This is a genomic window from Alphaproteobacteria bacterium, from assembly GCA_037200005.1.
GTDB lineage: Bacteria > Pseudomonadota > Alphaproteobacteria > UBA9219 > RFNS01 > JBBCGY01.
Window position 1 is genome coordinate 1,682,287 of record JBBCGY010000001.1, and the last position, 22,934, is coordinate 1,705,220.

The following is a 22,934-nucleotide window of genomic DNA, read 5'->3' on the forward strand; positions in this document are numbered from 1 at the left end:
ACCCCATTGCAGCCCCTCCGCAGGGCGAGTTGGACTCGACATGCGGACTCTATTCCGTCATCAACGCCATCCGGCTGGCGGCCTCTCCTTATCAGCACATCACGAAAGAGGACTATGAAGCTCTGTATATCACGCTCATCAAGGAGATCGACCGCAGATGGGGCGCGCGCCATGTCATTCTCGACGGCATGACGGCCCACCAATTAGCCGTTCTCCTGCACACATCCGCCGATTGGATGGCGCGGCGCAGAAAACCCGTGCTGCGTTGGAGCAAGCCTTACATAAGAAAGAAACGGATCGACGCCACGCCAGCCCTCGCCGCCATGAAGCGGCATCTCAAGACCGGGGGATCGATCATCACCGGCGTGAAGCTTGACGACAAAGACCACTGGACGATCATCCAGAAGATCACGCGCTCCTCGCTGTTGCTGCACGATAGCTGCGCCCGCAAGCAAGTCCGCCTCGCCTCATGCCATATCGGCATCGCGCCTCGGAAATGGGAGAAACCGGATTTCCCTCGATGCGCGACAGACTTTTTTCGTGTGGTGCGAAAATAGAGATGGGAGTGACAAACTTTCATGCAGACTGAAATATATATTTACGCGGAGCAATATAGCACTGAAATGACCCCATATATGTCATGGTTCTTGGGGTGTGAGCCGCCTTTTGAGAACAGGGTTGTTATCTAAACCCGGTTCGCATCTAAGAGACTCTAGAACGGTTCCGCCCTACTTTAACAATCATCCATGGAAATACAATTTCACGAGGCATACGCCCGCTGAATCGATATCCAGTATTCTTGATATGCCAAGCATTAGCCCCATTCTTTCCCATTCCAGGGAGTGTAAATTGTTTTCTTTCATTTCTAAGATTGAATTCAAATCCAAGCGCCCATATCAGCAAATGCTCTATCTCTTCCATAGCCTTGTCAATCCGTTTGAGTTTATCACGATGTGTAATGAAATCGATTGGAGCATAGCTAAACTCCGTTCTTCCTCTCTTTTTAGCTATGGACCGCGCCTTTTCATGATTTCCAAAACGAGTTTCAGGAGAATTTGTAAGGCCTACATAGACAATATTATTTTTGGTCCTATATCGACCATGATTGCGGATAAGGGCATATATGAACGGCTCTTTGGTATTAAACTGAGGAGTATTTTTACCTCTTTCCCATACAGTAGGCCTTAGACCACTCAAGCTCCGCTATCTTATATAAGGGGTTTCCTACAGCATTCTGAATTTCGGAAGGCTTTTCACACCAATCGGCAATCCTATATCCTCTCATGGTTACCTCCGTTTATTCCCAAATCCTTAAAGGATCACAGCAGATTGCCTCAGAACACACTATGGCATCCGATGCACCCACATCACTATATATCCATTGCCGCAAGTTCACGCTCAAAGGCCTTTTCTATCCGCCGAATTTGGCGAACAATATTTGTGTTGCCTCCAAAAGCCTGATCACTACGCCGAGCATAAGAAGAGAAATTACGAAACTGAAGAGAGGAAAATCGGCGACGCAATTTCTTCGTATAAACCTTCCCAGATTTTCCCCATTGTTGCTGACGCTTGAGCTGCCTTTTTGGCTTTTTTGATGCCCCGTTTCATCTTGCGCCACTGGTTGGACAATGAAGACGGCCTCAAGCCTGCACCTCCTGGATAATAGCAAAACCCAAGATATTGAGCAGACCTCTCCGAATTACCAACTACGGCGTGGCCATTGAATAAGGTGCGTTTCTGTTTTAGCTTCGCTAAGAACGAGCCTTTCAGCAGCAATATATTGGGAAATCTTCTCTTCCATTTAACGGAAATCTCCGAAGGACATATTATCAGGATGTCGTCGGAATAGCGCCGATAGAAAGCACCCATCGAATTACATATATCACGCACCTTACAATCAAAATCAGTCATATATAGATTAGAAAAAGTGGCACTTATCGGAGTCCCCTGCGGGATACCGGCCCCTTGTTTCAATATTGGGATGGAACACTACGCCAGCTTCCTTTAGTTCAGCAACGGTGGCTATAGGTAAGTTCCAGGCCTTGCCATAGCTTCCTTAAACAAAGGATGCACTCTTAGGTCTTCCCGGTTGACATAATGATAGGCTGTAACAGACCGGAAAACACGCAGCCAATCTTCGGAAAGGCTTGTGACCCCCAAGACGTTTTTCAGCCGGTATTTTAGAAGCTTGTGATCGAGATTATCAAAAAATCCGGAAACATCGAACGCGAGTATCATGCAAGGCGCATGCTGTAACGCATATTTGTATGCTTCAGCGGAGAAATGATAATTCGCTTTTCCTAAAGTCCTGTAGGCTACGATCGCTTCCTGAAGCCCTTGTTGAGCATAGAAATCATCAAGCAGAATATTAACGTGGTGCGCATAATAGGAAAGAATACAAGCGTCACGATGCGAGGCATACATAATGGGCCTGGGCTTCTTGAGGGTCTTATGCTCTTGGGGCTTATACCTTTTGACGCCCTGCATATAGTGGATTAGGGGGCTAAAGGAATGCCGAGCAACAAAGTCCGGCTTTGTGACCCGGAGAAGGAAATCCTCCGCGACCGGGCGGTCAAAATGCTTGTAATGCCTGGGGCGGTACCAAATCGGATCGTTCAATAATCTCCCCCCCCGGAGTTCGCAGAGTTCGGAGAATTAGCCCTGACCCTGGGCCCTCCTCCCTGAGAAGGGAGAAGACATCCTCCGAACGCACGCCACCTTCCGCCAGTCTATATCCAGGCTTGTCATCCCGAACCTTCACTAACGCGGGTCTAAAAACGCGAGGTGGTATTATGTAACCAATGGAGGTCCGAGTGCTACTCGTCATCTTGTCTTCAAGGCTCACGGTCTTCGCGGTGCGATTCTGCGCCACGGCGTCCGCGATTAACTTTCGACTTGACGTTCTCAACGGTCAGACCGCTTGGCCATTTCCAAGCGGCATTTCTCATGTGGTGTTGACGCCCCAAAGCTTCAAGAGGAAGTGTTATTTTTTCTTAGATTATTCCTTTCGCTCCACGCATTTTGTTTCGGTTCAGAAATGATACATGTATTCTATGGAATCTATGAACCAAATACGAACCCCGCCGCCGCTTCGCATTGGCAATGGATAGGATTGATGAGCGGCTTGGGGGCGTTGGTTTCGTTGATGGCGGCCAGGATGAAGGCAACCTCTGGCTCATTAGTTGAAAAAGGCCCACTTGTTCGGCATGGTGGAGGATGGACAACCCAGTACGGATTATCATGGCACAAAAAAAGCAACCAATTCATGCCGTTCAAGTGCTGCCCGATCCAACTGATGATGCATTGCGCTCGGCCTCAATGATACGTGGTGTGCCCTATAAGGCTAAACTGACACAGAAGGAGCTGTCCATAAAACTTGGTATCAAACAATATCATCTTTCCGAAATGGAAAATGGCAAAGCCTCTGTAGGCAACAAAATAGCAAAAAACTTTGCCAAGTTCTGGAATGTGACTATCGGATCTTTATATAATTATGGGAAAGCACTTACACAGCTTAAAAGATTTCTTTTCCTACGTTCGAGTAGAACGCAATAGCATTCTGCGCCGACATCAAAATGAACTCACCTTTTGTAGAGCACTCATCGACAAAGAGCTTCCACTATACCTACCAAGTGAGATTAGAACACTACTTACCCAGCTCGACGCTGACCATCGAGGACTATGCTATCGGTAGCGCATATGCGCTTCTGATTGGGGATAAGAAGCGCAAAGAGTTGTCAGCTTATTCACACCACCAGCGTTGGCCCAAGCTGTTTTGAATGCAGCATATCCTTATTTAAACCGCATTGCACCGCGAGTGCTTGATCCTTCATGTGGTGGGGGCTCGTTTATAACGCCGGTGGCTCGCCATCTAATTGAAAAGCAACAACGCACCGGCACGAATATGTCATTTGCGGTTTCTCGCACGCTGGCCACTTTAAATGGCATAGAGGTAGATGCAGGCCTTGCCGCCCTGTCTCAATCGCTCTTGCTGTCGATGTTAAAGCGTGAGTTCGACTATGCTCACAAGGGTCGGCTTAACGTCGTGCGATGCGCGAATGCGCTTACTATATCGTTAGATGCCTCTTTTGATCTGATCATTGGAAATCCGCCATACGGCAAAGTTTTTCCGATTTCTCTTCATCAATTCTCAAGCACGCGGGGCGCGCAAATATCGGAGGTCATACCAACCTCTATTCTCTGTTCCTGCTTCGCAGTTTGAATTGGCTGAAGCCGAGCGGCGGCCTTGTCTTTGGTGATCCCCACAAGCTTTGTGGCAGGTCCATACTTTTCGGGACTTCGAGAAGAGATACTTGCACGCGCAAATGTCGTGAGCATCGATCTACATGAGCAACGAGATAACTTATTCTTGGGTGCCGTTCAGGATATCTGTTGCTCACCCTGCAACGTCACAAGAGCGAGCAGAAAAAAGCAACATCGCATACCTACGAACTTGGCTATATTGATGCCAAACGGCGTGAGGCGTACTGTTGGACGTTCGGAAACTCGATCTGGCGGTGAACCTTGGATGCTTCCCGCCGCAAGCGAGGTCAAGGTGTTCGTCAGCAAGCGTGATGACGCGCCGGAGCGTGCAGCACGCACCTTTACGCTTCAGGATTACGGGTATGATGTGCGGGTAGGAAAAGTCGTGCCTACGCGCGAACGCGAAGATTTGCACGAGACCAAAGAGAATAGAGATATAGCGCTGGTCTGGGCGTCTGCGATCCGACCAGATGCATCCTTCGATCACCGCGCCGCAAAGCGCTTAGGGAACGCAATCTGGTATGGCGGATCACCTGGAACCCCAACCAAACGTCCAGCAGTTCTGGTTCAGCGAACCAGCAACAGAGATCAGAGGCGTAGGCTCAATGCCGCCGCTGTCCCAAAAGAGTTTTTGACACAGCAGCGCAATGGCTTTGTAGCGGAAAACCACGTCATTGTGTTGGAATCCCGCAGCAACAAACCGAAGATCGCCTCACGGATGTTGGCAGAGCTTCTGAACTCTGGGCCGGTTAATGAGCGCTTTGCCACTGGTATCAGGGAGCTTCACGGTATCGGCGAAACTATTGCAGCGTCTCGCGCTCCCCGATCCGAAACTGATTAAACAACTACCTCAGATCAACAAGGAGCATGAACTCAGAAAACTCTTTGCGACATTCCCAGACATTCTTTCGGCGTCGCAGTCAGATGGCCTTCGCGACGCGAAGAACGCCGTCAACAAGACGAGCAACTTGAATAGCGGCGCGGCCATCGACGATAAACCCCGCCTCAAGAGACGTTCCATCTCCTGAACCTTGAATATTCGCGGAACCGACGTAGGCCAAGCCATCATCTGCTAGCACGATTTTTGCGTGGAATGTCTCGATCGGTAGTGCGCGACCCGCTGCAGGAGGGTGCGACATGTGATAGTCGTGAATGGATATCTGCAGTGCCTGTAACCAGTGCGAGTGCTCGATTCCAATTTCGACGGAGTACTTGCTCACGTCTCGAAGCACCAATATGCGGCTAACGCTCGCAGCAGACGAAGCGAAAATCATTTGGAGCCATTCGAATCCACGGTCCAAAAATGGAGTCATAACTACAAGCCTGGAACGCGCAGACATCGCCACCCGTTCTAAGGCGGTACGAGTTGCAAGGTAACCACCAGGTCTACCGAGTGCCCCAGGAAGCTCGCCTTGAAGGAAACTTGGTGACATCGGCATCGTGACCGCAAATTTCCAGATTCGGCACTTCCACGCGCAACCGTCTGAAGTGCTCTGCACCCCGCAGTACACTCGAAAGGCGTAATAGTTCATCCCTGTTGAGCGATGTGGACCAGACTGTTTCATCGGCGCTTGCGGTGCAAATGCCCGCTAACGCGAGTCCCTCCAACACTTGGGCCCCTTCACCTGCGTTCAGACCAGACACTGAGGCACAAAGTCGCTCAATTGCCCAAGTGCCTCCGCCAAGCCCTACCCATGCTTCCAACAGTTGCGCGGCAAGGCCGGGCCACGGAGAAGCACAACGCACAACGTCGGCATCGTTCGGCATTATCGGTCTCCGACCGCACCATCAATTGCGCGAAGTTCACGGACGATCTCAAAATAACCCTTTATTGGCGTTTCGTTGATATCCCAAAGAGGCGCCCTTCCACCGATTAGTGCTGCGCGCGAAAGAAGTTGGTTGCCTGCGATGCATGACGTTTCGGGAATCATAACGCACGCAGGACATGCGCCGCCACGGTGATCGCATAGGCTGCCTGAGCCGCATCTAAGCTCACGACGATCAACAAGGTAGTGCAAAAACGCACTGTTATGATCTCGCCACATCGAAGAGATGTTGCCGAGATCTTCGGTCATGCCTCGACGATGAACGACGAAGGCTAAATCCGCTGGGAAAATGGCTTCGCTCATGGAGCCCCAAATCGAGTCCAGAAAACCGTGCAATGCCCTGCATAACGTGGTGCGACATCGTGTGAAGCAGTAGATAGATCATAGAGGACACATCCCGTGACCGTTCACGCGATGCCGGATCTCGAATGCCAAAGTCCTGTAAAAAGGGGGTAAAGTCCTGATACGTTTCGATGAGTTCCGCACCAATGGATCGAGAGCCAGAGGGTGGTGCTGCAAGCGCGCCATTTTGGATCAGGAATTGAAGCGCGGCATCCCGCTCAAGGCGAACATAGATGGCCTCGTTCTGCTGCTCGATAACATAGATGGGGCGCCTGTGACTCGGCAGCGGCGGAATCCCATCAAACGGACCGGCATAGGGCGATCCTTTTGTATCGTTGTCGGTCCCGCTGAAACTCGACTGAATCCAAAGGAGAACTCGACCATGTCCAGATTTCTGATTAGCAGCGCGTCTTGTATCCCCGCGCGTCGCAGAGCACGTGCTACGCGCGTCTCGTACACTGCTTGAAGGTCTTGGTTTCCGTACTCGGCGCAAAGGTCGGGGTGCGCAGTGCGCAGGTCGCTCGCCTGCGAGGGAACCTCTACTTTCCTTCTCCGAAGAGCATCATGCTCAACCGTACTACGCATTGGATCATATCGCTTGGCAAAGTCTCGGCGTGCGGCGACCTGTGAGATCAGTGCGGGAGATGCGTTGACTTCGCGCAAGACATCGCCAGAGCTATACCAGCTTTCAAGTGTCATGCCTGCCGCTTGGCCAAAGGCATCCGCTTGCGCAACATTCCCATTTTGCCGGGCGGCTAGTTCCTGTTGGCGCAACATTTCGTAAGGCGGCCAAAGTGCGGCACGTCCCTTTGCCGTTAGTTGCTCCTTGATCCTTTTGTCGCTGGGATCGGCTCCTCCATAGCCATGGAGTGAAGCGACCTTTGAGGCTAAGTCCGCACGGCGGTTTTCATGCATAAGAGCAACCACTTCGGGGTCTGCGTCATAGACAATGAAACGAGCCGATTGCACGTAGAAAACCGGCGAGGCGCGATAGGAGACCGGAACCATATTGATCTCACTCCACTGATGGGGCGATCCTTGGTCCATACGCGTCTTGAGCAGGTTCAGACTAAACGGATCGGTCTGGAAAACCTCGCGCTCTGCTTTGCAGCCAGAGCATCGGAAGCGCCACAACGAAAACCGGTTGCCACGCTTCGTTAGGCGGAAGTCATCGACGCCGCATTGGCATCTAGGAATCTTCCGAATCTCTCCATCCCCACCAACCGTGTACCTGTAGGGAGACAAGCCTTCGAGCCCGCCTGACCAATGCACGTAAATGACATCAAGCTGTTTCCACGACACTCAGAATGCCCCTCCGCAGGGCATCGGGTCGGAAGCGGCTCCGCGATCTGGTGCGCACAGGACACGTATTCTTGAAGCCGCTCGCAGTGGTCACAGCGATACACTAACGGGCCCGGCAAATAGCCCATCCGATCGGGCCGCATGAGCTGGAAGGTATCCAATCCAATCTCAATCCCTGCCACCCCGGCGCGCATTGGATTGAAGAAGCATGTGTCAAGCAGCTGAAGCTCATAGACCGGGGCATCCCGCTGAATGGAAAGCCACGCGCCAACCAGCTTTGGCAGAATTCTTCCAAATTTTCGATGATCTGGTCCCGGCGAGTAGGTCTCGCGCTGAAATCTATCTCGCCACTTTCTACGGGGACGGCAATGCAAGCGCCTTTTCCACCCTCCCATGTAAACATCGCGCCGGGCGCGTAAGACGTCGCGAGTTGGGGCTGCGAACGGCTCATGCGTGGAGGATACAGACGGGCTGAAGGTGCGTTGTCGTCTGCCATTTTATCTATCCTCCACGTCGATTGGCGCGGGGTCTGCATCGACTTCAGATCGAGATGCTGATCGCTGTCCGCGAATTATTTTCATGACTTGCCGCACCGCTTCCAAATGGACGTTACGGACGCCGCAGGGGGTCGTGCACCGAGCCGAGAATAACTCCTCCGGCATCGACGTCTCTGAGCGACGTCATTGGTTTGCGCAAAGTGGGCGTTTCGATGCTCGCCAGAATTTTGAAAGCTGACTGGAGTCAGAGCGATAAGTGAAACGCTGCACCAACGCCCAACACGCGATCTTCCACGAAGCGCCTGTAGTGATCGACATGTGTCGTGGCTCCGATGCCGTTTACACCGCGCCCATCCACCCCGATTGCTTCAAGAGCGAACTCGGTGATTGCCGCGACTGCCTTAGTGTAGCCGCTCCCGGAATAGTTTTCCGCCAGGCCTTGATTGCGCTTGCGGTGGTGAATGTGCGCGCCCGGTCTTTCGCATTGTCTGTGGCAGCCGCGAATAGATCTTGCTCGACGACTCCGCAAAGAAATGCCTGGAATACGCTAGGCAGAACGCGCTGAATGGCTCGGTCGGCCCACCGCTGCACGGCAGGTGGAGGGATCATACGCTCCAGAAAGCGATGGAACTGATCGTGCGTCTCGACAACGTACCGATCTCGACGGCTATGCGGCGTCGGCACAAAGATGCTGAAGCCGACATGCGTTCGCCCAACTCGACTGGATGCTTGAATGTATTCAGCGATATCTGAAGGCATGCCAGCGAAGAACATCGCGTTGAATTTATCTACATCGACGCCGTGGCTAATGGCCGAGGTCGCTACGATATTGCGCAGCACATCTCCAAGTCCAGGAAAGTCTTGGCCGGAAACCGTATCGCTTTCCGCACGGGCCATAACGTCCTGAATTTCTGCCGTAGTGACGCCCCCAGAAATCAAGTCTGTTGTGAACGCAAGTTCAGCAATGCCGTCGCTGCACTGATCACGTTCTACCTGCGCCGCGAGTGTCTCAATGATTTGGTCGCCGCCTTTTTTGTTCGTGACGTATGTCAGCGAAATTCGCAGCAGATCAATAAGTGTCGCCAATTCATTTAGCCCGTCCGGGCGAGCCAATAGTTGAGCTAGCGCCGCCTGCCTCAATGGCGTTACGGGCGGTCGTCGGCGCGCAGGACGGAGCTAAGTCTTTTAACGGCTTCGTTGGCTTGTCCGTTTTGTAGAAGCCTCCACAACCGCGTTACAGACAAATGGTAAGCTGAAACGACGGCCGAAGTCGTCATCGTGTGTGAACGACCATTAGTCATGATCGACACATAAGTGCGCATGCGCGGCGCAGTCTTTTCTGGCTTTAGACGGGCCGGAGTTGTCTGCGCTAGCTCAGCTCGCGCGGTGTTTCGAGGCACTCTTGGTGAGGCGTAGAAAGACTCATATAGGTTGGGGCCTGGATACGGAAAGCGAAGCGGTTCACGCTGGTAGAGTACGCGGAGCTGCCGATCGGGATCAGAAATCGTCGCAGTCGCGGCAATCACTTTAGCAAGGCGCGGTCTGCCTGGTGAGGATGAGTCCGCTGGCCACTTAGCGACCTGCTTGGAAAGCACGCCTTGGCCCAACGCAAGAAGTATACGCTCCAGCGTGGTTTCAAACAATCCTGAGAATGTGCCTAAGCTCTCGTCCAGCAAGTGCCCTTCGTCTTGAATGATGAGGCTGGGGAACGGGTCATGGAACACCATGCTCCCCTGAACAAAGGCTGGCTGAAGTCGTGTCCATCCGTCGTCTTCGGCCTTTGCAAGTGCCTGCCTACCTCTCGGCGAGAAAAGATGCTTGCTTTGCGGATCCATGTACCGCGCAACGCCAAGCATCCCGGCAATTTGATTGATCGTGCGATCATGCTGGCCCAACAGCGCCAGTTTATCGATCGTGCCTAAAACGACGGAAGGCGCTCGCTGATAAATGGTGTCATCAGTCAAGATGAACGGAAGCGGCTCACGGTGCGGTGACGGTGGGTTTAATTTGTTCCAATCACAGCCCTGATCGTTGAAACAAACGATCCCAATACGGCCATGTTGCGCCGGGTATTTTCGCATACCGGTCACATGGCCACAGCACGGACACTTGCGAAGTTTGTCGTAGGACTCCAGCGCTTCAATATACTTTGCTGACCGACGTCGTGCTTTCTCTGCAACCTCAGTGTCGTCTGAAGGCGGATTAAGGAGAGAATGATCAGTCGCATGCGCGGCGACGGTTATAAGCGGTACGCCGCCGAAACCTTGCGCGGCGCGATTGGGCGTATTTCCCGATCCGACCCAAAAGCCCAATTCGAATGGCCAACCGGCGAGTTTGTGTCGAAGCCGTACAAGCTCGGCGTTGACGAGAATCCGCATTAAGCGACGTGCTTGTTGCAGCGTTAGAAGACGTAGCGGGTAACGGACAAGCGCCGTGACGCCTCGCGCTTTTCCACGGTAACGGTCGAAAAACAGATTGTATATTAACAAGCCAAAGAAGGCCTCTGATTTTCCGCCGCCAGTCGCAAAATACAAAAGGCTCGCGGATAATTCGTCCCGCTGTTCGTCAAACTCTTGCGGTATCTCTCTCGACACGAGTGTCGGGATATGCGCCAAAATGAACGCCAACTGGAAGAGGCGCCAGTCCGTGAACTTCGAACCGCCATACGCTGCGAAAGCCTCGTTTGTCCGAAGCCATGCTTCGTAGGGTACAGCTAGCTTTTGCAACCGCGCGCTCTCTTGGGTGTCCTTGGCAGTCTGGAGCTCTCTAGAGCTAACTTGGGCACGCCTCAGAAGTTCAATTCCCGATCGAATATGTCCAGCTTCTTTTCGATATGCCGCGATATCTTTTGCATGAGCCGTACGCTCGGTGTCAGCAAGGTCTTCCGGAAGAGCGGCGCCTACGTCCACGTCTGCCTGCGCCTTGATCCACGCCTCGTACGCAGTGGGCAACGCCAGCAAATCTTCCAGCGGCGTAGCTTCGGAAGACAACGCTGTATAGGACGTTGGCATGCCCGCAATACTTGTTGGATCGATACGCGGCTGATGGTATTTCGGCGTCCACGTGGTCGCCAAATGCACTACGGTCTCAACAGACTCGCATTGGCGTACCCCGCAGTTCAACCCCATCGCCGGATAAGTCAGCCAATCTGCAAATCTGTATGAAGGCCGCACCCGATCCAAGTTAAGTGACTTATGCAATGCCGTCGGCACTAAAGCGTCGAGTTGTACTTGAAAGATTGCATGCTCGAATGCATTGGCGTCCCGCCCAGAAGGAAGCGCTGCATCGTTCTGAATAGCCAGCCGTACGTTTGCACGACTTTCATCAACATAGTCTTCGGCAATGTCTATTATTAACTTGAGGCCGGTGAGCGTTGGCTTAACATCATCAACGACCGCCACTCGACGCGTCCTTAAGGCAGTTAGGTACCGATTCCACGATTCTTCGGTCGCGAAGTTGCTGGGCAGGACGCGCTCGTTAGGGCGATACGCGTTGTTTTGGCCGGCTTCGGATGCAAGCCATGCCACTATTTTATCTTGAACATCCGCAGCCAGTTTCTGCTCAAACTCATCCATTGCGGACTGCTGAGAATCAGGATCGCCGACATCGAATTCGATAGCTCCGAGAGAAAGCGGAATTTTACGCCACTTCTGCGGAATTTGTTGAGGCGCAGCAAAGTTGTCAGCGATGCTTCCGGCATCTTGTCTGAGTGGCATCAATGCCCCGGAAGCAGGCGGCGGTCCTTCTTCTTGTTCTGCTTGTTCCGATGGCGACGGAGTTTCGGCGGTCGCGCCAGCCTCAGCCGAGTCCTCGACGCCCAGTTCGGTCACATCGCTGTTCGGAAGGTCAACAATATCGTTCGATTCAATTGGCCTAGCAACTGCACCCGTGCGCGCATCCACCAAATTTATTCCGAGTTCACGGAACGCCTGATCGAACGCGGCTTTGCGGATCGCGGAGATTGCTTCCACGCGGCGCTCACGCGCTTCACTGCGATCTGCTCCTTGTCGTTGATAGGCGCGAGCCGAACGATCTGCTCTCTCTAAAGCCTCAGCCGCAGCTCTGGCAATGCCCTTGCTGTCCGGCGTCTCTGCATCACCGACCTGACGGGATTCTTCGGACATATCTGCCGCTTCATGACTGACTTCGGCACGAACTATTGCCTCTCCAGCTTTTTCCAGGTCCTCATCTGCCGGAAGTGGCGGGCAGCTCGCCAATTTGCTCTTGAATGAGGTCGCGAGCACGTTGCTCCACGCGCTGTCGCGTCTCCCGCGAGAGCTGCACGGGCGGCATCATGTCGTTGTCTGGGCTTGATATCTCCTCCCATGAAGGCAACTCGCGAACGTAAATCGCGAGCTGTGGTCGCAGCTCAATCGATCCAGATTGATTGGAGTGGACCTGCAGATCCATGCCCATTGTCGCGATATGGATATCACTGGTGTCGTCCTCACCAGCTTGATCGTATCGCGGCAGGAGGAAGCCGCTCACCAACTTCGACGACGGGCGAGCGCCGAGCATAACATCACCTTCAGGGCTGCTTCCGACGCACTTCTGCTCGGTCAGGCCAAGGAGGCCTTCAACGATTGCTTCCTTCACTTCGGTAAAATCGGCGTCCGTTTTCTTGTGCAGCTCGCGCTCGGATGCTTCCAAATTTATCGCTCGAAGTGTCTGCGTGCTTGAATTGGTCATCACTTATCTTGCCTCAATCATTTTTAGATCGCTGACCTCATCTAGGTGCTCCACGGCGCGTTTGGTAAGTTGTGCGATGCCTTCTCTAACCTCAGGGCCGAGGCCCGATGCCGTTCCGTGAGGATCAACTAGAACCGACACGAATGCCTGGCCCATGCGCAAGCCTGCACGGCGACGGTTGATCCGCAGTTGTTGAATTCCAACTTGCCACATCTTTTCGGACAGTTGCTCAGGTACGCTTAACGCCTGCATGAAGGCGTTAAACTCGCGCAATGCCTGCGGTGCGTGAGGTTGACGCTGATCCGGCGGAAGCTGTTTGTATTCTTCTACCTTCAGCCATCCAGCAACAGCCTGTTGGCTTTGTGTGCGAGCACCAAAAGATTGAATCTTTCCGTGTATCCATCGCGTCTTCGCAGACAGACTGTCGCCGGGCACTTGTGCAAGGCTCGCCTGCACCGTGGCGTGGTAGACGTCTAGCCAACCTTCTGCGAGCACTTTGATGGGCACAACTGCGCGCACTTCGCTTTCAAACTCGCTATCAGGCACGACTACTGTATCGCCAGCCTTTAGGTCTTTCGCCAATGCCCGCTCGAATGGGTTAAACTCAGCGTTCTTGTTGTAGCGGACCAGTACAGAGAATGGTCTAGCGCGCATTTGACGACCGCTTGTGAGCCCGATGGAGAGCTTTGTTCCTCCATCCTCGTCTCCATCATCCTCCGTTAGATCAATGACGCTTTCGGATGTAGTTGTAATAGGTCGCTCATCAAGTTCAAGATCAAGAGTTTGCACTGCACGCGCCTCGATTTCCTTGTTAGCAGCGTCTCGAACCTGCTTTAGACGCTGAGCGAGCGCTTCAGCGCCGGACAAACTCGGATGCTCAGCAAGGCGCCCCAGTGTTTGCCCCATGCGGGACGCCAAGTTGCGCTCGCACAAGACGTAAAGTTCTTCGGGAAGCCATGCACGAACCAGAGTTGCGGAGAGCCACTCAATACTTGGGGCCACCAACATGAGGCGTTTCCATGAATTTTTATTTCCAGACGCCTCTATTTTTGAAAGCTCAAGGCCGAGATTTTGCGCACTGACCAAGGCCACTTGGCCTTTGTCGAGCCGCTTTCGCATTAGCGTCCCGTTTTCCGGATCGCTGCAGAGGCGGCGCTCACCAAGAAGCAGATCCGTCTCTGAGGCAAAGGCGACTACGGTCCAGCTAGATTTTCGCAGAACAGAATCGATAAGGCTATCCAAGAAAGAGCCCACTGGCGTATCTTTATCGAGAACATCGAACGCTTTGTTGACCGCATCGCGCGCAACAACCAGTCGGCTGCGTTCCGTCCCCGCAACGCCTGAATCGATTGCAATTGAGATCGGCGTAATAAAAGTTGCTCGCGAGCGACGATCAAGGAACGCTTCTGCTTGAGCTTGACCAACTGCTTCGCACAGAAAATTGTACGCATCCGCGAGTCCGCAAGGCATGCTTGATGCTCTGCGAATGCTACCGATCTCTTTTCTAAGGAAACCAGCAAGCACTAGGTCTGAACTTCCGCGCGCCGCCTCAGACAGGGCTGCGATGGCATCGGACGTTGCTCCCGTCACGACTGCAAAACTCGCCTCTGTTTGAGAGGTGATAGCGATCGGCGGATCGACTTCGATTGGATTGTTGGTAGTTCTGATGATAACAGTTGAACGTGGGCGTGTCTTTTTGCCCTGGCGTAATATCTTTTCGAGTCTGCGCTGTATGTAGGTATCTTGTGTGACTGCGAGCACTGGCACTTCTGGATGCCGCTTGGCCAGCTCATTTACGAAGTCCTCGACAACCTTCTCCCAGCCAAGACCCAAACGGGTCAAAGCAGGCTGTCCTAAGTCCAGCAAGCAGATGTCAGGCGCTCTGCCAGTGGCGCTCTTCATCGGCCCCGCAGCGAGCGCGCGCTTGATATTCGCTGAGCTTGAAACAGCATAAAACCCATAGGGGGCTGAGTCAGGCACACAAATGGCAGGCCGATAATCTGTTTGAGCCTTCAAACCCCGCCCCGAACTGCACGCGCAAAAAAAGATCGTTCGCTGGTGTTTTGAAGTACGTCCCGTTTTCGCCATCGGCGATGAAGACAGGATACATCTCGCCAAGAGTCGGGTGTGCCAAATGTGGCTTTGTCCTGTCCCGGCTCTTGAGATCGTTTAGATGCCCCAGTGTTAGATGAAATTTGTCGCGCAAATCACTAAAGCTCGATTCCTCTACCTCCCTACGAGTGAGGTGATACTTGTTACGGTTCAATATCTCTGATCGGCGCACCAGCAACGAATGTTGCTGAGTTGAAGTGGCTCCGCCGCGCCAAGGGAAGTACAGTGTTCGCAGCGTTGGCGCGCGTTCGCACCAGCTAAACCCCTTAGACACTTGCGTCGGTGACGCACATAAAAGCGCTAACATTGCCAACGGATGAAGGTAGGAAACATCTCTGGGACTGTGAGGCCACTGCAGAATAACCGAAGTCTGGCGGGTTCTTAGAACCTCAAAAAACTCTCGTAGCAATTCCATCGTAGGACGGTTCAAACTTGCCACCTCGGCGACGGCATCAACGCTCATCAAACGTAGCTCCTCAGCCGCGTGAATAACGGTTTGGACATCCAGCTGATGAAACTTTGATTGGGCCTGCTCTGGAGATTCGGCATCTGGCGCTTTCTCCTGGAGATTTGCCTGCTTTGCACGCATGCGCTCGATCAGCACTTTGCGATTTGACATTGCTTCCAATCGTGCCTTTTGCAATTGTTGTAATGGGTCTTCGCGCTTCTTCACCTCCCCACCCCCGCTAGCAAAAACTGATCTAAGCATCGCTTCAAGCAGGTACCACCGCTCAAAGAGCAATCATATTGGTTGTTTATTTACAACTATAGCGCGAACGCCTTTTAAAGACAATAGTGTGGAATATTGAATTCCTAAAATCGATTATGAAACTCATCTTCTACTACCAAACACGAACCCCGCCGCCGCTTCGCACTGACAATGGATTGGATTGATGAGAGGTTTGGGAGCGCTGGTTTCGTTGATGGCTAGGGGAAGCTCAGTGCACGCCAGGATAATGGCGTCCACCTCGGCATAGCGTTTCAGCATCGCGGCGAAGATGCGGGGATAGGACGGGTCGAGATTGCCGAGCGCCAGTTCTGACTGAATGTCCTGGATCGACTTACGGTCTTCGGCATTGGGGATCATGACCTTGATGCCCCTGTCCTCGAAATATTTGGCGAAGAAGCCGTCCTCCATCGTGAAAGCCGTTCCTAGCAGCAAGACGGTCTTGTGTCCCTGCCGCTGGGCTTCCTCCGCCGCCAGATGGCCGGCATGGAATACTGGGATGGTGATATTCAGGCTATCCCTTATCTGGTCGAAGGCGCGGTGCAGCGTGTTGTTACAGATGATGAGGCAGTCCGGCCCCTTGGCGAGGAAGAAGCGGACTTCCTCGGCCAGTAGCGCGGGGATTTTATCCCAGCCGTCATGATAAAGGCTTTTGATCGGGTGATAATCGATGCTGTAGAGCAGAATCCGCGCCGAATGATGCCCGCCCAGCGCCTTCTGCGCCGCGCGATTGAGCAACTCATAATAGCTGAAGGTCGAAGGCCAGCTCGTCCCGCCGAGAAGTCCTATGGTTTTCATCAATCACCTGGGGACGAAGTCGTACGAAGATGGTGACAGATTAAAGAGGCTTTTCATTTCTCAGGATTTTCCATGTATCCATACCAAGCTTCCGATGGCGCATTAACAGTCTGGAACATGCGCAGCATACGAATATACATTTCGTTCCCATAATCAAAATGCCAGAATTCCAGAGGATAATTTGTAAATCCAACTTGTTGCATAGACAAATGGAGAAGCCGCCGATTCCAAAGGCGCGCATCATTATCTGCAATCTCACCAGCTACAAGCTTTCTCTCAAAAAAATCGCTATGACTTATAGACGACGTTTCATCAAAACGAGCACCCATATCTAACAACCTTCCTGTTTCTTTGTGACGTATAAATAAATCAATGGCAGCACCAGTGGAATGGGTTGGCCATGTCCTGGAATCTTCGAGCGCAAACATACTCGGATCAGAAACATAGTTTAGAACGTATTGTCGACGCTCTTCTTCGGAAGAGTCAGGCATTTCGCACATTGCTTTTCTGGTAAAGAAGCTCCACAGACCACGCTGACATTCAATCGAGCGATATGCATCCAGGACGTAAACTTCGAGTCCGTAATTAGACAGAATTTGATTCACTCTTAGAAGTTTGAGCGCAACCGCTTCCCGCCCCCATACCTCTTGCATGGCCCCTTCAATTTTTTCTAGGTAAGGCCAGTTATCCCCATCAGATCGATTGTAATAACTTTCGCAAGCGATGTTTAAGTCAAGAAATTTGACCAATCGGTCTTTAGCCTCACTGTGATTTTCATTGAAATCAATATAATATACTTTGAAAAAGTCTCTTGGAATGAAAAATCTATGATGGGTACGGAGCATGTAAGCAGCGCCGATGATTCATTGGGAATCTGATTCAGCCAAGGGAATACGGAATGCACCTTGTCTAGCGGCATGGGAGTTTGGGGCGCGCCTTTTGTTCTTCTACGCATGGCATCTTCTATTCTGCATTGTGCCTAAGTTCCATCTCACATGCCTATTATGTCATATCTTTTTTAACGAGACTTATTTTTCCTCCTTGTTCAGAAGGACGAGCAGGCATTGCAAACGCTGATTCTGGGGTCACGGCCAAGTTAATAATGTGATTTAACAGTTCCGTGTATTCAAGGCCTGCCTCTTTCATAAGCATGGGGAAAACGCTAGAGGCGGTAAAGCCAGGTATTGTGTTGACCTCATTAAGATAGAGTTGAGATGTTCCTCTATCCAGAAAAAAATCTATACGGGCAAACCCGCGGCATTCTATGGCTTGGTATACCTTTTTTGCCATATCCTGAACTTGTAATTCAATGTCCCGTGGAATGGCAGACGGGCAAATGATGGGAGGCACCGTTTCAAGAATATATTTGTCATCATAGGAATCGAAACTATCGGATCGAGGCTGAGACATAGCAGATGGGGAAACGATCAGATTCTTGCCATTACCAACAACGCCAACCATAAGTTCGATTTGATCTATATATTGCTCCACAAGCGCTGAACCATCATGCTTAAAGGCCAGTTGCAAGGCATCGCCAAGCTCATCAAAAGTTTTAACTCGGGAAGCTCCTATACTTGAACCACCGCATACGGGTTTTACGAAAAGGTTGTTGTGACCAAAAGAAGAAGTGATGTGATTGCAGACCTCAACAAGACTTTCTTTCGCTTCCTGCGCCGACACAATTAGGTCTTTGACAACAGGGACGTCGGCACTCCGGACAATCCTCTTGGTTGCTGCTTTATCATACGCAATCGCCGATGGCAGCACGCCACAACCGACCACAGGCTTGTGGGTCATGGATAGAAACCCCTGCAGAATTCCATCTTCACCATGTGAGCCATGGGTAATTGGAAATAGACAGTCCACGCCCGCAAAATGCTCGGCAGAAGGAAAGCCGGAAAACGTTTCGACGGGAGACGCAACAGAAGGAGGGGGCAGATTCCGTATTTTGAAAGGCAGCATGGCGCTATCTGTCTGCATATAAAGTTGCCACCACGCGCCAGGCCCAATTAGCCAGTTTCCATCCTTCGAGATGCCGAATAATGTACCCTGTATACGGCTTGGATCGATATTTTCTAAAATGGATTTAGTGCTGGCAAGGCTAACCTCATGTTCGGCGCTCGTGCCGCCGAAAATAAATCCAACTCTTATGGGGCGATCTATAGACATAGCGAGCTCCTCTATCTACATTATTTTTTGAACGTCAGAACAGTGTAAACCTTGTTGCGATATTCGGGTCTATTGGGCACGAGATTGTCAAGGGTAACCAGCAAGTCGCGTTCATGCCTAGCTTGTGCCGTTATAGCCACGGTTTGCTGTTCAGGAAGAAGGGCAACTTTCTGCACGCCACCTATGTGACCTTCCGGGCCCTCTGAGAAAACGGAGAGTATCCGATATGTGTTTGTGGAAGAATTGAGTCCCCTCTGCTTCCAATATGGAGCAAGCAAAGCACTGCTTGAGCCGCATGCAATGTCTTCATTGACTCCACTAATTGGAAGAAAAACGCGCACATGAAGGTCACATGCTGATTTTGGCGGAGCTAAGCAAGATGTTATCATCCCCTCATGTTTAAAAGGGCCTTTTGCTGCCATGATCTTCATGGCTTCAAAATCAGGCTTCGCATGCAGAAGCGTTTCAGCATTGTCCAATTCGACGATATAATCTCTATGATGCGGAGAAAACGCGATAGAATTGATACTTAAAATACCTACGTTTAGAACGGAGGCCACCTTCTCATATAGCAAGAAATCGGACATATATTTTAAAGTGTCTGCTCGCATATCGAGGCCCAGGCTTTCACCATAAATATGACCCTTGATATATCTTTCATGCCCTGCAAACTGCTCTGGATTTAAATAAAAAGTTATGTCCTTTCCATCCAAAGTTTTTGTCATTCTCTTCAATTGAGCGACTGCGGCGAGCGTCGCGTGTCCACATATATGACATTCTCGCCCATTAAGGTCGTAATATCTTATATTAAATTCGGACCGCTCATCATTGCGTGGCTCTAGAAAAGCAGTAATTGGCTGCTGTGCTTCTATTGCGATTCTCTGCATCACCCCTGCTTCCGGCATGTTCTCTAAGAGAACAACGCCAGCTGGATTGCCTAGCGCAGGAACTGCTGTACTTGTAAAGGCTCGCAAAATGTGGACGGGGCAATCCATATACAATATCCATTTTTGATAAGTGAATTCGCAAAAATTCGGCGACTATTATTTTGGATTAGGATCAACTGTTCCATAAAGATGCTGGTCTAAACCCGTAGGACGTTTACATGAAGGAGAGTAATAATTAAAAATAACAGCAATGCGGCAATCAGCATCTTTGTTCAATGACGTTACGTAATGCGGGTGCTCTCTTGCATCAAAGAATACAAAATTTCCTACCTTCGGATAGATTTTCACACAGTCAGAATCTATTGCCTCTGTACCTACCGCTGCAGAATTATTGGCGACAACAAGTTCGCCCCCACTTCCTGGCGGATGCCCGGTTACATAAAGAAGCCCCGCAAGCCCAGTGTCAACATGGGCTTCATAACGCATGTTCTTGCCTTTTTGCATGTTGATGTTAACCGCAGAAGTTGGAATGGGATCACAAAACACTGACTCTGCTTGATGCCACTTCTGGACAATATCCAGCAACTCATTCTCATACAGTTTATATAGCCACGGAACCCCTGTTTTAATTTTCTCACCAGTCACCACGTAAATATTTAGAGGCTGATTGGGATCAATTTCGCGCGACGTAACTGATGTTGGCGAGATGCGATAGTTTAACGCATTGGCTTCGGTATATTTGATAAGCTCCTCCTGCCAATCTTGTGGCAAAAGAGATGTAACGTCGCGATCATAATATCTGAAAGTCATTTTATTTCTCCTTCCAAGCGGAATTTAGCGAACCCTAGCCCTATCCACAATGCTGTCTCTCAAAAGACTATTTAATACATTTAGTCCATTCTATTTAAGGCGTTAATGTTGCGTCGAGATATTGGTGTCGTTCAAAGCATGAAGAGCCTGCTCAAGCCGCGCGTCTTCGTCGAGTGTCGCGATGTCGTTCTTGATCTTGGACATCTTCTCAATCGTCAGCAGCAACCCATAGGCCATGTCCTTGCCGTAACGCGCGACGAGATCGTTATACGTCAGTCTATCCTTCATGCTGCCCCCTATGCCGCCACAGGCAGTAGTGAGCCGGAGGCCTGCATCAACGCATTCCAACGCTCTTCCAGGGAAGCTTCGATAGCCGGGTGGATGCCTTCACGGCGCTCCCAATTCTCGATAATTGCAGTGATGGCGGGTTCGCTATGGCGAGCCAGGAATTGGCTGAATGCATTGGGCATCGGAAATCTCTTTCGCAATATATCGGTCAATATGTCCTGGAAGCCGGTTTTCCGCCTGAAAATGCCAAGCTCCGTGCTTCCAAGGGCAATTTATACACATAACACTACAATTTGTCGAGTATTTTTATACTTGAAAGTAATGTTTGACGTTGTATTATCTACTCTTAACACTTAAAGATAGCTTGTTATCGGATTTAGGTAGGAAACGCTTTTAGCCATGTCCATCTCAGGAAAACAGCTCACCGCCGCTCGCGCTCTCGCAGGCTGGACGGCTGCCGCACTTGCCGAACGGGCGGGGCTGTCGCGTGACGCCATCATGAAAATCGAGGCGGGAACCGTCCAACCGCGCGAAGGGACGATTGCCGACATCACAAGCGCCTTTGCCGCCATTGGTATCGAATTCACCGACCATAACGGTGTCCGGCAAAAACCGGAAGGCATGGACAAGCTGCATGGACGGGACGGCCTACTGAAATTCCTGGATTTGGTATACCGCTATCTCTCGGAAAACGGTGGGCGTGTATGCGTGACCGGCGTCGATGAAGAGCAATGGAATGAGGTTATGGGCGAAGCGGCGGAATCACATTTCACGCGCATGACCCAGCTTGTCGATCAGCGCCAGGACGTGGAGTTCTCGTGTCTGTGCGAGGAAGGAACCCGTCAGACGGGAACCGAGTCCTACACGAAATATCGCTGGCAATCGCAGAAGGACTTCAAGTCAGTTCCCTTTTATGTTTTCGGGGATTATCTGGCGATCATCGTTTTCGAGGGCGATCCGTCACCGACCATTTTTCTTATCAACTCGACAATCGCCGCCGACGCATACCGGCAACAGTTCATGAAAATGTGGGAGACGGCGAAAGTCATGCCGCGCAAGGGTAATGTTAAATCCAGTTGATCTTGAGCTATTGCGCGACGCGCAGGACTTATTTGCCCGGCGCCGGGACGCGCATATGGGCGCGCATCTCTATGCCGATCATGGCGGACGCAACGGCAATCCCAGCAAGACAGGCGCGAAGTTATGGAAAAGTCTTGCGGAGGAGGAACCGGCTTACTATATCTCGCGCGATGACAACCGGCTTCTGGCCGAGAGCCTGAGCAGCCTAAGCAAAGCTATCCCGCCGCATCTCACGCTACGGGATATCGGCCCCGGCGCGGATGAGTCCGTTATCAGAAAGACGGTTTCTCTGGTCAAGGCACTGCAGCCGAGTCTTTATACCGCCGTGGATGTCGAACCGAGCTTCGCCCAAGCAGCCTGCGAACTGGTCAAGCAGGCTATTCCCGGCGTTTCGGCCAGGCCGGAAGTCGCCAATGCTCTGCAGGGGGATCAGAATTCATCAGAGCCAGCCGTTACATATTTCGGCGGCTCGACAGTTGGCAATATCGTGCATGGCCTTGATGCGCAATTCCCGGTCACGAAGCTAGCCGGAATGCTGCATGGCCTCGCCCCTCATGACGACAATTATCTTATCCTTTCATTCGATGCCAATCGTGACCCAGCATCTCTCCTTAAAGCTTATGCAAGCGAGGGAAGCGTGGAGTTTTGCACGAACGCCTTGCATCGCATCGCCCGCGAATTACCCCATCAAGGATTCGACGCGGAGAACTTCTCCTACAGGCCTTTCTGGAACGCGCAAGGGGGTCAGATCGCTCATCTATGGCAAGTGCGCAGAGATATGGATTTCACTCTCGGCGGCGAGCATTTTTCTTTGAAAGCTGGCGAAGAATTTCACGGCCTGAATTCCTACAAGCCGTCGGAAGGCAACATCGCCAAAGCAGCGAAGCTTGCAGGGCTTGAAGTCCTACAATTCTTCAGGAACGACAGCACTCTGCGGCTCGGGGTTCTCCACCGGCCCGCCGCGACGACCAGCCTGCCTAAATTGGCGGTGGGATAAATGTCCGCCACTCTTTATTGAATAGGGATAGCCAGTAACATTTTATGGAAACGGTTCGCAGCAGCTTGGGTTGCGTCTCATATATTGATAAATGTGAGACGCAAAAGGGTTTGTCAATAATACGTGAGACGCAACCGAGCGATGATA

General features: G+C 51.6%; 23 protein-coding genes. 5 read left to right on the top strand and 18 right to left on the bottom strand.

Features of this window, described 5'->3' with window-relative positions:
- Window positions 1–29 precede the first annotated feature (29 nt).
- On the top strand, window positions 30–557 hold the full coding sequence (locus WDO70_08845) for a hypothetical protein (protein MEJ0063290.1): 528 nt from the start codon (window positions 30–32) through the stop codon (window positions 555–557).
- A gap of 145 nt (window positions 558–702) precedes the next feature.
- Here the strand turns inward: WDO70_08845 and WDO70_08850 are convergent, their stop codons facing one another.
- The 3 genes from WDO70_08850 to WDO70_08860 form a co-directional block, all read right to left on the bottom strand.
- The gene (locus tag WDO70_08850; GenBank protein MEJ0063291.1) at window positions 703–1,197 is read right to left on the bottom strand and encodes a GIY-YIG nuclease family protein; all 495 of its coding nucleotides are present in this window, start codon (window positions 1,195–1,197) and stop codon (window positions 703–705) included.
- Window positions 1,198–1,488: 291 nt separating this feature from the next.
- On the bottom strand, window positions 1,489–1,974 hold the full coding sequence (locus WDO70_08855) for a reverse transcriptase domain-containing protein (GenBank protein ID MEJ0063292.1): 486 nt from the start codon (window positions 1,972–1,974) through the stop codon (window positions 1,489–1,491).
- A 48-nt stretch (window positions 1,975–2,022) separates the two neighbouring features.
- Complete coding sequence (locus WDO70_08860) at window positions 2,023–2,619, bottom strand: hypothetical protein (protein MEJ0063293.1); 597 nt, start codon at window positions 2,617–2,619, stop codon at window positions 2,023–2,025.
- Between the two features lie 621 nt (window positions 2,620–3,240).
- On the opposite strand from WDO70_08860, the gene WDO70_08865 reads away from it, so the two are divergent.
- Entirely contained in the window at window positions 3,241–3,555 is a 315-nt protein-coding gene (locus WDO70_08865; protein MEJ0063294.1) for a helix-turn-helix transcriptional regulator, read from the top strand.
- Window positions 3,556–4,528: 973 nt separating this feature from the next.
- On the top strand, window positions 4,529–5,104 hold the full coding sequence (locus WDO70_08870) for a hypothetical protein (protein MEJ0063295.1): 576 nt from the start codon (window positions 4,529–4,531) through the stop codon (window positions 5,102–5,104).
- A 79-nt stretch (window positions 5,105–5,183) separates the two neighbouring features.
- On the opposite strand, the gene WDO70_08875 is transcribed toward WDO70_08870, so the two are convergent.
- The 15 genes from WDO70_08875 to WDO70_08945 form a co-directional block, all read right to left on the bottom strand.
- Window positions 5,184–5,576 carry a hypothetical protein gene (locus WDO70_08875; protein MEJ0063296.1) on the bottom strand — a complete coding sequence of 131 codons (393 nt, stop codon included), beginning with the start codon at window positions 5,574–5,576 and terminating at the stop codon, window positions 5,184–5,186.
- Between the two features lie 453 nt (window positions 5,577–6,029).
- The gene (locus WDO70_08880) at window positions 6,030–6,392 is read right to left on the bottom strand and encodes a hypothetical protein (protein MEJ0063297.1); all 363 of its coding nucleotides are present in this window, start codon (window positions 6,390–6,392) and stop codon (window positions 6,030–6,032) included.
- 231 nt (window positions 6,393–6,623) lie between these two features.
- On the bottom strand, window positions 6,624–7,733 hold the full coding sequence (locus WDO70_08885; GenBank protein MEJ0063298.1) for a hypothetical protein: 1,110 nt from the start codon (window positions 7,731–7,733) through the stop codon (window positions 6,624–6,626).
- An 836-nt stretch (window positions 7,734–8,569) separates the two neighbouring features.
- Window positions 8,570–9,316: a helicase C-terminal domain-containing protein gene (locus WDO70_08890; protein ID MEJ0063299.1), complete on the bottom strand. Its 747-nt coding sequence runs from the start codon at window positions 9,314–9,316 to the stop codon at window positions 8,570–8,572.
- Window positions 9,317–9,375: 59 nt separating this feature from the next.
- Window positions 9,376–12,354 (bottom strand): hypothetical protein, encoded by a 2,979-nt coding sequence (locus WDO70_08895; GenBank protein MEJ0063300.1) that lies wholly within the window; start codon window positions 12,352–12,354, stop codon window positions 9,376–9,378.
- A gap of 61 nt (window positions 12,355–12,415) precedes the next feature.
- A complete protein-coding gene (locus tag WDO70_08900; protein MEJ0063301.1) occupies window positions 12,416–12,919 on the bottom strand; it encodes a hypothetical protein in 504 nt (167 codons plus the stop codon).
- 3 nt (window positions 12,920–12,922) lie between these two features.
- The gene (locus WDO70_08905; GenBank protein MEJ0063302.1) at window positions 12,923–14,821 is read right to left on the bottom strand and encodes a hypothetical protein; all 1,899 of its coding nucleotides are present in this window, start codon (window positions 14,819–14,821) and stop codon (window positions 12,923–12,925) included.
- 70 nt (window positions 14,822–14,891) lie between these two features.
- Entirely contained in the window at window positions 14,892–15,704 is an 813-nt protein-coding gene (locus WDO70_08910) for a hypothetical protein (protein MEJ0063303.1), read from the bottom strand.
- Between the two features lie 159 nt (window positions 15,705–15,863).
- Entirely contained in the window at window positions 15,864–16,556 is a 693-nt protein-coding gene (locus WDO70_08915; protein MEJ0063304.1) for an amino acid racemase, read from the bottom strand.
- A gap of 53 nt (window positions 16,557–16,609) precedes the next feature.
- Window positions 16,610–17,401 carry a M15 family metallopeptidase gene (locus tag WDO70_08920; GenBank protein MEJ0063305.1) on the bottom strand — a complete coding sequence of 264 codons (792 nt, stop codon included), beginning with the start codon at window positions 17,399–17,401 and terminating at the stop codon, window positions 16,610–16,612.
- Window positions 17,402–17,558: 157 nt separating this feature from the next.
- Window positions 17,559–18,725 carry a D-alanine--D-alanine ligase family protein gene (locus WDO70_08925; protein ID MEJ0063306.1) on the bottom strand — a complete coding sequence of 389 codons (1,167 nt, stop codon included), beginning with the start codon at window positions 18,723–18,725 and terminating at the stop codon, window positions 17,559–17,561.
- Window positions 18,726–18,745: 20 nt separating this feature from the next.
- Entirely contained in the window at window positions 18,746–19,720 is a 975-nt protein-coding gene (locus WDO70_08930) for a PhzF family phenazine biosynthesis isomerase (protein MEJ0063307.1), read from the bottom strand.
- Window positions 19,721–19,768: 48 nt separating this feature from the next.
- A complete protein-coding gene (locus WDO70_08935) occupies window positions 19,769–20,422 on the bottom strand; it encodes a 2OG-Fe(II) oxygenase (protein ID MEJ0063308.1) in 654 nt (217 codons plus the stop codon).
- 102 nt (window positions 20,423–20,524) lie between these two features.
- Window positions 20,525–20,710, bottom strand: coding sequence for a hypothetical protein (locus WDO70_08940; protein MEJ0063309.1), 186 nt, complete (start codon window positions 20,708–20,710; stop codon window positions 20,525–20,527).
- Window positions 20,711–20,718: 8 nt separating this feature from the next.
- A complete protein-coding gene (locus tag WDO70_08945; protein ID MEJ0063310.1) occupies window positions 20,719–20,892 on the bottom strand; it encodes a hypothetical protein in 174 nt (57 codons plus the stop codon).
- Between the two features lie 217 nt (window positions 20,893–21,109).
- On the opposite strand from WDO70_08945, the gene WDO70_08950 reads away from it, so the two are divergent.
- Window positions 21,110–21,790, top strand: coding sequence for a helix-turn-helix transcriptional regulator (locus WDO70_08950; GenBank protein MEJ0063311.1), 681 nt, complete (start codon window positions 21,110–21,112; stop codon window positions 21,788–21,790).
- Window positions 21,774–22,787, top strand: coding sequence for an L-histidine N(alpha)-methyltransferase (locus WDO70_08955; protein MEJ0063312.1), 1,014 nt, complete (start codon window positions 21,774–21,776; stop codon window positions 22,785–22,787). The genes WDO70_08950 and WDO70_08955 overlap by 17 nt, the downstream gene beginning before the upstream one ends.
- Window positions 22,788–22,934: the final 147 nt, after the last annotated feature.